An 11,830-nucleotide genomic window follows, 5' to 3' on the forward strand; every position below is an offset into this window, starting at 1 on the left:
GGGGGGGCGGCGGGCCCGCACGCCCATGAAGCCACCCGACCAACGGTCGGGTGCTACAGGATCAGTTGCCCGACAGCATCCGGCGGATCTTGCGGCCGATGCGGGTCAGGAACGAATCGCCGGTATCGGCGGCGGTACGCACCGGCTTGGCCACCACCTGCACCGGGGTCACCGGGCTCGCGCCGTTGCCGGCGTTGGCCTGCACGCCCTCGGCACCCTCGACCGGACGGCCATGGCGACGACGACGGCGCTTGCGCGGCTTGTGCTCACCATCCACGGCACCTTCCGGTGCGCCTTCGGCGCGCGGCGGGAGCGGGGCCTGGGCAGCGGCGCCTTCAGCACCCGCGACCGGGGCGGCAGCGCCCTGCTCGCCTTCCACGCGCGGCTTGCGCGGGCCGCGCGAACGGCGTTCGCCGCTGCGCTCGCCGTCACGGCCACCACGACCACCACCACTGCCGGAACGACCGCCACTGCGGCCACCACCCCGACGCTCTTCCTCGGCGGCGCGGGCTTCGCGCGCTTCACGGAAGATCTGGCCGACGCTTTCGTTGTCCTCGCCTTCCTCGCCTGCAGCCGGGGCCGGGCGTTCCGGGCGCGGCAGCGGGGTCAGCAGTTCCTTGGTGACCGGCTCGGAGGGAATCTTCTGCTCGATGTAGGCCTCGATGTCCGGCAGGCCCATCGCGTAGCGTTCGCAGGCGAAGCTGATCGCATCACCTTCTTCACCCAGGCGCGCGGTACGGCCGATGCGGTGCACGTAGTCTTCGGCATCGAACGGCAGGTCGTAGTTGTAGACGTACTTGATGCCATCGATGTGCAGGCCGCGCGCGGCGACGTCGGTGGCCACCAGGATTTCCAGCTGGCCCTTCTGGAAGCGGTTGAGCAGGCTCTCGCGCTTCTTCTGCGGCACGTCGCCGGACAGCACGCCGACGCGATAGCCGGCCTTTTCCAGCGAGCGGGCAACGCGCTCGACGAACACCTTGGTGTTGACGAACACCATGGTCCGCGCGCCTTCGCTGCGCGACAGCAGGCCCAGCAGCAGCGGGATCTTCTCGTCGTCGGCCGGGAAGTAGATGCGCTGGCGCACGCGGGCAGCGGTGATGGTCTCGGCTTCGACCACCAGCTTCTGCGGCTCGTTCATGTGCTCGTAGGCCAGCTCCAGCACGCGATGGCTGAGGGTGGCGCTGAACAGCAGGGTCTGGCGGATGGTGCGTTCCGGCATGCGGCGCAGCAGGAAGCGGATGTCCTTGATGAAGCCCAGATCGAACATGCGGTCGGCTTCGTCGAGCACGCAGATCTCGCAGGCATGCAGCGAAACCACCTTGTGCTGCTTGACGTAGTCGATCAGGCGGCCCGGGGTGGCGATGATCACGTCCACACCCTGCTGCAGCAGCTCGCGCTGCTTGTCGTAATCCACGCCACCGTAGACCAGCGCGAAACGCAGGCCCAGGTCGGAACCGAACTTCACCGCATCCTTGTGGATCTGGATGGCCAGTTCGCGGGTCGGGGCGAGGATCAGGGCGCGGGGGTCTTCCGGCTTGCGGTCGGCCAGCGCCGGACGGGTCAGCAGGCGGTTCACGACAGCGACCAGGAAGGCCAGGGTCTTGCCGGTACCGGTCTGGGCCTGGCCGGCAACATCACCACCGGGCAGCGCGACCGGCAGGGTCAGCGCCTGGATCGGGGTGCAGCGGGTGAATCCGGCTCCTTCAAGGCCGGCCTGCAGGGCCGGATGCAGCTCGAAGGAGGAAAAGGTCAAATCGGTCAGCGGTTTGTCGCTCATGAGTCCGTCTTGGTATGGCCGCCGGCCCTTGGGGCGGCTGGCACTTCAGCGTCTAGGGGAACCGTCGCAAACTGCGGCCCCTGCGGCGGGTTGGCAGGCCGGGACCCCTCGGTCCGTGCGCCGCACAATGTCCCAGTTTAACGCACTCGGGCAGGCAAACCGGAATGCGGTGTCTCACGGCACCCGGAGACGCCACCTTCACCCAGCCACACTGGACTTGAACGGCCCGGTCTGGGGCGCTGGTGTCGCGCACTGCCAGCCCCATGTACAGGAGGACAGTGAAATCCGACACATACCGGCCATCGAAGCGATCACGATACGCTGGGTTCCAGACGGCGCCTGTCCCTGCCCCGCGATAGGGGTACACTGCCGGCCGTGAGCGTCCAGGCATCCCGCCGAACGCACCGCGGCAGTGCGCCGCGAGGCAACGACGAGGGTCGCGCCACCGGGCAAGGCCCAGTTCACCCACCTCCGGCATGGCCGGGTGCAATCCAAGACGAGAAACCAAGATGAGCGACAAGGTTGTACATGTCGGCGACGCCGACTTTGATAGCGCAGTACTGAATTCCAAGGAACCGGTGCTGGTCGATTTCTGGGCCGAGTGGTGTGGCCCCTGCAAGATGATCGCCCCGGCGCTGGACGAGCTGGCCGATGCCTACCAGGGCCGCGCCAAGATCGCCAAGGTCAACGTTGACCACAACCGTGCGCTGGCCGCGAAGTACCACGTGCGTTCGATTCCGTACCTGGTCGTGTTCAAGGATGGCGAAAAGGTCGGCGAGCAGATCGGTGCAGTGGGCAAGGCCCAGCTGGCCGGCCTGCTGGACAAGGCCCTGGCCTGATCCTGCCGGTCTCCGGCAGCCGCCGAGCGCGGCTGCCGGCGGGCGCACCACGCCCATGATGAATGCTGTTCCCGGCGACCCTTGCATGGCGCCGCAGGCCGATGATAGTGTCGGCATATCCGGCCGCGTTCGCGTGCCGCACCCTCTGGACGCAGTTTCTTCCAGACCCATTCCCAACGTTCGCCGCCCCAGCCGGGCGCTCGCACCGTCAAGCGAGGAATAACGCTCTTGTCCGATAACACTTCCGAAACCGGCAGCGCTGATGCGCCCGCCGAAAAGCGCGTGCGCAAGCCCCGCGTGAGCAAGGCCGCCGCCCCGGCAGCCGCAGAAACCAGCGCCGCTCCGGCGCAGCCGACCCTGCCGCTGGCCGCCGCGCCCGAAGCACCGGCGCCGGCCGCAGCACCTGCGCCGAGCGCGCCCGCCGCCGAGGCCCCTGCCAGCAGTGGCGGTGGCGAGGGTAGCGAGGGCCGCGAATCCGGCCAGCCGCGGCAGCAGAATCACCAGGGGGGTGGCCAGAACCAGGGCCAGAACCCGTACAACCAGAACGGCCAGCAGGGCCAGGGGCAAGGTCAGGGCAACCGACGCGACCGCTTCCGCAACCGCCGCGACCGTGACCGCAACAACCGCTTCCGCGACGATGGCATGTCCAATGACGGCGGCGAACAGCAGCCGTTCGTGCCGCGCCCGCACGCCAACGTGCCCGAGGGCTTCCCGGTCTACTCGCTGAGCGACCTCAAGCGCATGCCGGCACAGAAGCTGCTGGAAATCGCCGAGCAGCTGCAGATCTCCGAAGGCGTGGCCCGTGCCCGCAAGCAGGACGTGATCTTCGCCCTGCTGAAGGTGCTGACCCGCCACGGTGACGGCGTCGCCGCCGATGGTGTGCTGGAAATCCTGCCGGATGGCTTCGGTTTCCTGCGCGCTGCCGAAGCCAGCTATCTGGCCGGCCCGGACGACACCTACATCTCGCCCAGCCAGATCCGCCGCTTCAACCTGCGCACCGGCGACCACATCTCCGGCCGCATCCGCTTCCCGAAGGACGGCGAGCGCTACTTCGCGCTGAACATCGTCGACACCATCAACGGCGAGCCGATCGAAGCGTCGAAGAACAAGGTGCTGTTCGAGAACCTGACCGCACTGTTCCCGCGCCGCCGCTTCACCCTTGAGCGTGGCAACGGTTCGTCGGAAGACATCACCGGCCGCATCCTCGATCTGATGGCGCCGCAGGGCAAGGGCCAGCGCTCGCTCATCGTGTCGCAGCCGAAGGCCGGCAAGACGATGATGATGCAGCAGGTCGCCACCGCCATCACCACCAACCATCCGGACGTGCACCTGATCGTGCTGCTGATCGACGAGCGCCCGGAAGAAGTGACCGAAATGCAGCGCACCGTGCGCGGCGAGGTCATCAGCTCGACCTTCGACGAGCCGGCCGCGCGCCACGTGCAGGTGGCCGAAATGGTCATCGAGCGCGCCAAGCGCCTGGTCGAGCACAAGAAGGATGTGGTGATCCTGCTCGACTCGATCACCCGCCTGGCCCGCGCCTACAACAACGTGGTGCCGAGCTCGGGCAAGGTGCTGACCGGTGGTGTGGACGCCAACGCCCTGCACCGCCCGAAGCGCTTCTTCGGTGCCGCGCGCAACGTGGAAGAAGGCGGCAGCCTGACCATCATCGCCACCGCGCTGGTCGACACCGGCTCGAAGATGGACGAGGTGATCTACGAAGAGTTCAAGGGCACCGGCAACAGCGAAGTGCACCTGAGCCGTCGTATCGCTGAAAAGCGCGTGTTCCCGGCCATCGACATCAACCGTTCCGGTACCCGCCGCGAAGACCTGCTGATCGAACCGGAACTGCTGCAGAAGATCTGGATCCTGCGCAAGCTGCTGCATCCGATGGACGAAATGGCCGCGATGGAATTCCTGCTGGACAAGATGAAGAACACCAAGTCCAACGACGAGTTCTTCGGTTCGATGAAGCGCTGATCCACGCCATTGCATTGAAGAGAACCTGCCGCCCGCTGCGGCAGGTTTTTTTTCGCCTGCAGGGCGACCTGTTTCACTTTGCCGCCGCTGACTTTTGGCGATAATTCGCCCCATACCCTGCCCGGCCCCAAGGGCGTGGCCACCGATTCCCGCTGTCGCCCCTTCCGGAGAACCGGTCGGGTCCAGCCTCCTGCCGGATCCGTCGACGCATGCGAACGCTGTCCCCCCGCCTCAACCTGGGCAAGCTGATCCTCGCCCTGGCCCTGCTCAGCGCCATCATCGCCCTGGCCAATACCCTGCTGGCCAGTTACCGCGTGCAGCGCGACCAGCTGGTCGGCAACACGCTGGAGGCCAACCGCGTCTATGCCACCAAACTGGCCGAGACCACCCAGAATTTCCTGCTGGCCGCGCAGCAGGAGCTGGCCTACGCCGCCACCCGGCTCGGCCAGAATGATCTCGATCCGGCACAGGCCCAGGATGAAGCCAGCCGGCTGCAGCTGCAGACCAACAGCTTCAACTCCTCGCTGGTGGTCGACGCCGACGGCCTGGTGATCGCCACCTCGCCGCAGACCCTGCAGCTGCAGGGCGAGATCCTGCACAGCGCCGGCAACAACGCCGCACTGGCCGCGCGCCAGCCGATGATCAGCGATCCCTACCAGTCGACCACCGGCAAGCTGCTGGTCTCGCTGTCGCACCCGATCTTCGATCGCCAGGGCCGCTATCGCGGCTACGTCAGCGGCACCCTCTACCTGCGCCAGCGCAGTGCGCTGCACACGCTGCTGGGCAAGCACTACTACCGCGACGGCTCGTACCTGTACGTGGTGGACCGCAATGGCCGCCTGCTGTACCACGCCGATGGCAAGCGGGTCGGCGACTACGTGGTCGGCAACCCGGCGGTGAAGGCAGTCGTGCGCGGTGAACGCGGTGCGCAGCAGGTCCGCAACAACCTGGGCGTATCGATGCTGGCCGGCTATGCACCGGTGCCGGCCACCGGCTGGGGCATCATCGCCCAGCGGCCGACCGAGGCCACGCTGCAGCCATTGTCACGGTTGATGACCGCGGTGATCTGGAATGCGATCCCGCTCGGCCTGCTGTCACTGCTGGTCACCTGGTGGTTCGCCCGTCGCATCTCGATGCCGCTGTGGCAGCTGGCGCGAAACGTGCAGGGTGGCGAGGACACCGGCAACGCGATCAGCCACGTCAGCGGCATCCGCGCCTGGTACTTCGAGGTGGCCCAGCTCAAGCAGGCCGTGCTGCACAGCTTCAACGCGCTGCAGGACCGCATCGGCACGCTCAGCCGCGCCAACCGTACCGATCCGCTGACCGGCCTGCTCAATCGCCGCGGCCTGCAGCAGGCGCTGGATGCGCTGCAGGTGCAGGGCATTCCGTTCGCGATCCTGGCGCTGGACATCGATCGCTTCAAATCGATCAACGACAGCCATGGCCATGACGTCGGCGACGCGGCCATCGTCCATATCGCCGACCAGATGCGCCGCTACTCGCGCGACAGCGACATCCTCTGCCGTGCCGGCGGCGAGGAATTCCTGCTGCTGTTGCCGGGCATCAGCACCGACTCTGCGCGCCAGGCCGGCGAGCGCCTGCGCCAGCACATCGCCGATCACCCGTTCGAGCCGGTCGGCACCATCACCGTGTCACTGGGCGTGGCCCACTTCCCCAGCTTCCATGTCGATGCCGAGCAGGCGCTGCGGCTGGCCGACAAGGCCCTGTACATGGCCAAGGAACAGGGCCGCAACCGGGTGGTGGTCTACCCGTACGCGGACTGAAAAGCGGCCGGCCTGGCCGACCGCTTCACCGCGCCGGGCTCAGCGCTGCGCCAACGGTGTCAGCAGGCGCAGGCCGCGCTGGGTGCCATCGACCATGTACACGCCCCCGGCAGGCAGCAGATCACTGCCCACCTGTTCGACGGCATCCGGCTTGCGCCACGGTGCGGCCTGGCGCGGGCCGGGGATGTAGGCACGCCAGCGGCCATAGCGCTCCGGCTGGGCATTGCCGTTGCTGCCGGTGTCGCTGTTCAGGGCGAAGTTCACCGGCACGCGTACGGTCCAGAAGTCGCGCGTGCTGTTCTCGCCGGTCGTGGGCGGGACGAAGGTCCACTTGCGCGCGCCGCTGATGCTGGCCTTGGCGAGCAGGTCGCGCATCTTGGCCAGGGTCCGCTCCGGCGCGACCACGGTCATGTTCACCTGTTCGGCAATGACGTCGGCCACGGTCCCGTCGCGGGCCACTTTGACCAGCAGCAGCACATCACCCTGCCCGCCACTGCGGAAGACATCCTCGGGGTAGCGCGGTGGCGGCATGTTCTTCCGGGTCACCGAATCGGTAGCCTTCGGGTCATACTCACTGAAGTCGACACTGGTCATGCTGACCTGGTAGCTGCCGTCGTCCTGCTGCTTGCCACGCAGGCGCACCCGCAGTGGTGCGTGGACCGCCACCGGCTTGCCATCGCGCAGCGTCGGCTCGAACTGCCATCCACGGATGGTGCCCTCCACGAACGATGCAATACCCGGTGCGAGCATCGCCTGCTGGTCCAGGACCAGCGCGCTGACCGAGCCGTCGGCCGCCACATCGATACTGCCCGACAGCGCCATGCTCATCTCGGCGGTGGCGCGCACGGCGCGCGCGTTCTGGGCGACGGCCTCGGATGGCAGCAGCGGGGCACCTGCGGAGAACGCCAGGGCCAGCGCAAGGAACAGGGGGGAACGCATCATTGCCGGATCCGTGGTGATGAAGTGAGCACCGAGCGTACCGCAATCCTGACCGGACCGGCACGTGCTTCACGCCACGCCGTTCAGGCCAGGCGATGGGCCGCCGCGTAGGGCGGCGTATCCGGATAGTTCCCCTCGGCGAAGCGCGCCTGCAGGTCCTGCCACCACGCCGGATCGAACAGGTGCCGGTAGTGCTCCCTCACCGCCGCCAGTTCGCTGGCGGGCAGCCCCATGAACGGGCCGAAGCGCTCGGGAAACACGTCGCGTGGACCGACATGGAACCAGGGTTCATCGGCCATGGCTTCCTCCGGCGTACGCGGCTGCGGCCATGCGCGGAACACGCAGTCGCTGACCAGGCACAGCTCGTCGTAGTCGTAGAACACGGCCCGGCCATGCCGCGATACGCCGAAGTTCTTCGGCAGCATGTCGCCGGGGAAGATGTTGTTGCGCGCCATGTCGGTGATCGCCTGCGCATAGTCGAGTACCGCTGCGCGCACCGCCTCGCCACCCTGCTCGCGCAGGTACAGGTTCAATGGCCGGAAACGGCGCTGCACGTAGCACAGTGCGACTTCCACATGGTTGCCATCGACCCGCACGGTCTGCGCGCATTGCTGCAGCAACTCCTCCAGCAAGGCCGGTGCGAAGCGATCGCGCGGGAAGCGCAGGTGGCGATACGGCTGCGCATCGAGCAGGCGGCCGACACGGTCGAGGTTGAACACCAGCGCGTACTTCTCTTCCACCTGCCGCCGCGACATCGCCTTGGGCCAGGCGAAGCGGTCGCGGATCAGCTTGAACACCAGCGGATAGCTGGGCAGGGTGAACACCGCCATGACCATGCCCGGCGTGCCTTCGGCGGGCACCAGCCGCTCCTGCGGATGTTCGTTGAAGTGGCGGAAGAAGGTGCGGTAGCGCTCGGTCTTGCCTTGCTTGGCACGGCCCAGCACGGTGTAGATCTCATCGATGGGCTTGCCCGGCAGCAGGCTGCGCAGGAACACCACCGCATCGCCCACCGTGGCAAGGTCGGCCTGGAAATAACTGCGAGACACGCCGAACAGATGGGCGACGTCGCGGCGCCGGGTCAGCACCGCGTCGGCACGCAGTCCACGCTCATCGTTGACCAGTGCGATCACGCAGGGTGAGAAGCGGTGCTCGCCGAACACGCGGCCCACCAGATAGGCGCGGCGCTCGCGATAGAACACGGTGTCGAGCAGCTCGATGCTGCGCACCGGCGTATCGCCCCAGTGGACCAGATCGTCCTGCAGGCGCACGGCGATGGCCGCCGCGCAGCGCAGCTGGTGCGCATACGGAATGTCGAAGCGGTAATCGGCCAACACGCGCTGCAGGGCCTCCACCGGCCGCGTGGGTGAAACCGCGTAGGTATGCCGCGCAACCGGATGGGTGATCGCATCGGACGGCTCGACGTCAAAGGCGATGAACTCCAGCGCCGGGTCCACGCCACGGGTGGAGAACAAGCGCCGCGACAGCGTGTTGTAGAAGGTCTTGTACAGTTCGGCATCGATCAGCCCCCGCAGCAATGCGCTGTAGCGTGCATGCACCTGCAGCCACAATGCGCGCTCCCCGATTGCTTCGCCGGCAAGGCGCCGCAGTGCATCCATCTGTTCGGCAATGCACAGGTCGTACAGCGCGATGCGCTCGACTGCATCCTGGCGCGCAGCCGCCCAGTCGCGCTGCTCGAAACGCTGCCGCGCACGAGCGGTGATCGCCGCAAAGCGGGCGTGGTACTGCTCGAAGCCAGCGTGGATGGCGCCAGCGATGCGCGACGCCAGCTCGGCATCGATATCAGGCTCGGACATGCAGGACTCATCCGGGAGGACCGGCTTCACCATACGCTGGCGTGTGCAATGGCGTCGAGTGCGAAGGTAGTGCCGGCCGCTGGCCGGCAGCACCTGGACCGTCGATGGATCGATGCAGACGCCGGCCAGCGGCCGGCACTACCGGCTCAGATCGCCAGTTCGGCCTCCACGTCCTGCACCTTGCGTCGGGCCAGTGCAAGGTTGGACTTGGTCCGGTCCAGCACGATGTAGAAGAACAGTCCCTTCTTCTTCGCGACCGGTCGCATGATGTGGTACGCCTTGCCCAGCGAGATCAGGATATCCTCGATGCTGTCATTGAGGTTCAACGAGGCGGCGGTCTTCATCTTGGCCCGGATCACTTCGGTGTTGCCGGCGGCGGCCACCTCCATGTCCATGCCGGCACCGGCCTCGCCCAGCAGCATGCCGCTTTCGTAGTCGACCAGCGCCACTGCCTGCGCGCCGTCGATGCCCATCAGTGCGTTCAACGATTCATTCAATCCAGCCACGTCGCACCCCTTGTCGATGTTGGTTCGAGCCCCTCGTTCCCCTGCGGCCGGGCTCACGATCCGCCGAGTTCGGCCAGGATCGCCTGGCCACATTCCCTGCTCTGCCACAGCACCTGCCCGATCACGCTGCGCTGGTCGCAGGCCGCCATCAGCAGCAGCGGCGCACGCCCTTCGGCCTGGATTGCCAGCATCAGCACCTTCCCGCCCATCGCTTCCAGCATCAGCGTCTGCAGATCGCCCAGCACCAGTTCGCGCCCCACCGCTGCGGCCAACGCCAGCATCGCGCTGGTCATCGCCGCCAGCCGTTCGCCGCGCCCTTCGGCACCGGCGCTGACCAGGGCAAAACCATCGACGCTGGCCAGCACCACCGTGCGGACGCCTTCCACCCGCTGCTGCAGGTCCTGCAGCAGCGGCTGCAGGCGCTCACGCTGGCCCGCATCGGGCAGTACCGCCATCTGCCCGTCACCCATACGCGGCCACCAATGCGTGCGCTTCCATTTCGCTCATCAGTACATCCATCAGCAGCAGTCCCTGTTCGCGGTCACGGGCATCGACGGCCAGCAACGGCAGCGGCTGGTCGTCGAGGCAGGCGTGCGTGGCCCAGTCATCCAGCGCCGCCTGTGGTGCCTGGTCCAGGTGGGTGACGGCCACGACCAGTGCCAGGGATGATGCGAACGGCTGCAGCACCTGCAGGTAGTCCTGCAGCTCGCTGGCAATGCCGGCGCGACGTGCGTCCAGCAGCAGCACCGCGCCCCGTGCACCCTGCAGCAGGATCGGCCACAGGAAATCGAAACGCTGCTGGCCGGGCGTTCCGTACAGACGCAGGCGTTCTCCGTTGGGCAGGTCGATGTCTGCATAGTCCAGCGCGACGGTGGTGGAGGCCTTGTCGGCACCGAGGCGATCACTGTTGGCCACATCGGTGTCGACTACCGCGCCGGCCGCGATGCTGCGCACCAGCGTCGACTTGCCGCTGCCCATGCCGCCCAGCACCACCACCTTGTGCTCACGCATTGCGCTCACTCCCGCGCAGGTGCCGCCACAGGCGGGCAAGCAATCCGTTGTCGGTGCGGGTGCCACCGGTCGCCATCATCGGCGTCGCCGGGGCGGCCTGCAGCTGCGCGTAGCCACACAGGTAGGCCGCGTGGATGAAATCGCGAACGGCCGCCGCCGGCAGCTCAAGCAGCATCGCGCATTCTTCAACCGTGCACGCGCGCTTGAGCAGCAACGAGCACAGGCGGAATCCATCGTGGTCGTGCCCCAGTACGCGGAAATCCGGCCAGCGCAGCAGCTTCACCGAAGCGCCGCGCAGGCGTTCGTCCAGTGCCTGCCAGTGGCGGCTGCGTTGCGCCCATTGCCACAACAGCGGCCGCAGCGGCTGGCGTGGTCGCTCACCAGCCAGCGCCTGCAGGCGCATTGGCGTCAGTGCATCCAGCTGCAGGCGTTCGAAGGCATCGGCCAGGCGCTCCACCAGCGCGCTCGCGGGTTCCTGCAACAGCACGGCCTGGTCGTGCTCCAGATCCATCAGCAGCAAAGGCTCGCCCGCATCACTCAACAGTGCCTGGCCATGGCGCAGCGGCAACCGCTCGCGCAGCAGGCGGGTAATGGCGTGTGCGCCATCGGCCAGACGTATCAGCGCCGGTGCGGGCATGGCCAGGGGCTCCGGTGCCAACTGCATGCGACGCAGCGCGCGGCCGATGGCACCGTCGTCGAGCACATCCTGGTGTCCGTCGCCGTCGCGCAGTTGGCCGCCGTTGTCCTCGATCCAGCATTGCAGGCGCGGTCGCTGCTGGCGCATGCGCTGGGCCGCGTTGCGCAGTGCCGGGGTATCGCGGATGACCAGCAGATCGCAATCGTCCAGGTCCCGGCTGCGGCGGACCTGGCCGTCCGGCAGTGCCGACGCCAGGCGCAGCCGTTGCAGCAGGGCCTGCTCGCCCTGGATATCGGTTCCCACTACCAGCACGCGTGCCATCCGTGTCCCCGGGCGACCACCTCCCCGGTGGTCTCGCGTCGCCAAGGCTAGGGCATCGCCAGCGGCAGCCGTCGTGATCGACTGCTCAGATCGGGAGCGGTTGCAGGCGGTGTCCGATCGGTTCTGCGACGGCTATCGCGGGCAAGTTTCATGCCCCGTTGACGGCATTCCGACAGCCGACGGAAGTCACGGTTTCATCGCCTGGGGTCAGATCCCTTTTGCGTG

10 protein-coding genes are annotated in these 11,830 nt (G+C 67.3%); 3 read left to right on the forward strand and 7 right to left on the reverse strand.

Translation table 11 applies throughout. The features are described from left to right. Window positions 1-61: 61 nt before the first annotated feature. Window positions 62-1,777 (reverse strand): ATP-dependent RNA helicase RhlB, encoded by a 1,716-nt coding sequence (gene rhlB, locus ACM0O9_RS12675; RefSeq protein ID WP_235649042.1) that lies wholly within the window; start codon window positions 1,775-1,777, stop codon window positions 62-64. A gap of 509 nt (window positions 1,778-2,286) precedes the next feature. On the opposite strand from rhlB, the gene trxA reads away from it, so the two are divergent. The 3 genes from trxA to ACM0O9_RS12690 all read left to right on the forward strand — a co-directional run bounded on the left by trxA (window position 2,287) and on the right by ACM0O9_RS12690 (window position 6,377). Further along, window positions 2,287-2,616: a thioredoxin gene (gene trxA / locus ACM0O9_RS12680; protein WP_005411275.1), complete on the forward strand. Its 330-nt coding sequence runs from the start codon at window positions 2,287-2,289 to the stop codon at window positions 2,614-2,616. A 228-nt stretch (window positions 2,617-2,844) separates the two neighbouring features. Next, on the forward strand, window positions 2,845-4,593 hold the full coding sequence (gene rho / locus ACM0O9_RS12685; protein WP_414603698.1) for a transcription termination factor Rho: 1,749 nt from the start codon (window positions 2,845-2,847) through the stop codon (window positions 4,591-4,593). 209 nt (window positions 4,594-4,802) lie between these two features. Further along, complete coding sequence (locus ACM0O9_RS12690) at window positions 4,803-6,377, forward strand: sensor domain-containing diguanylate cyclase (RefSeq protein ID WP_005419756.1); 1,575 nt, start codon at window positions 4,803-4,805, stop codon at window positions 6,375-6,377. Between the two features lie 39 nt (window positions 6,378-6,416). On the opposite strand, the gene ACM0O9_RS12695 is transcribed toward ACM0O9_RS12690, so the two are convergent. The 6 genes from ACM0O9_RS12695 to ACM0O9_RS12720 all read right to left on the reverse strand — a co-directional run bounded on the left by ACM0O9_RS12695 (window position 6,417) and on the right by ACM0O9_RS12720 (window position 11,605). Further along, complete coding sequence (locus ACM0O9_RS12695; RefSeq protein ID WP_065196831.1) at window positions 6,417-7,319, reverse strand: energy transducer TonB; 903 nt, start codon at window positions 7,317-7,319, stop codon at window positions 6,417-6,419. An 80-nt stretch (window positions 7,320-7,399) separates the two neighbouring features. Then, entirely contained in the window at window positions 7,400-9,130 is a 1,731-nt protein-coding gene (gene aceK, locus ACM0O9_RS12700; protein WP_095378203.1) for a bifunctional isocitrate dehydrogenase kinase/phosphatase, read from the reverse strand. 146 nt (window positions 9,131-9,276) lie between these two features. Continuing rightward, window positions 9,277-9,636, reverse strand: coding sequence for a hypothetical protein (locus tag ACM0O9_RS12705; protein ID WP_005419760.1), 360 nt, complete (start codon window positions 9,634-9,636; stop codon window positions 9,277-9,279). Window positions 9,637-9,689: 53 nt separating this feature from the next. Further along, window positions 9,690-10,106, reverse strand: a complete 417-nt coding sequence (locus tag ACM0O9_RS12710) for a roadblock/LC7 domain-containing protein (protein WP_005419762.1) — start codon at window positions 10,104-10,106, stop codon at window positions 9,690-9,692. Continuing rightward, window positions 10,099-10,647 carry a GTP-binding protein gene (locus ACM0O9_RS12715; protein WP_005419763.1) on the reverse strand — a complete coding sequence of 183 codons (549 nt, stop codon included), beginning with the start codon at window positions 10,645-10,647 and terminating at the stop codon, window positions 10,099-10,101. The genes ACM0O9_RS12710 and ACM0O9_RS12715 overlap by 8 nt, the downstream gene beginning before the upstream one ends. Beyond that, a complete protein-coding gene (locus tag ACM0O9_RS12720) occupies window positions 10,640-11,605 on the reverse strand; it encodes a hypothetical protein (protein WP_005419765.1) in 966 nt (321 codons plus the stop codon). Before ACM0O9_RS12720 ends, ACM0O9_RS12715 begins: the two co-directional genes overlap by 8 nt. Between the last annotated feature and the right edge of the window lie 225 nt (window positions 11,606-11,830).

Origin of the sequence: Stenotrophomonas sp. FR012, assembly GCF_047520565.2 — a bacterium.
In the GTDB taxonomy this organism is placed as follows: domain Bacteria; phylum Pseudomonadota; class Gammaproteobacteria; order Xanthomonadales; family Xanthomonadaceae; genus Stenotrophomonas; species Stenotrophomonas sepilia.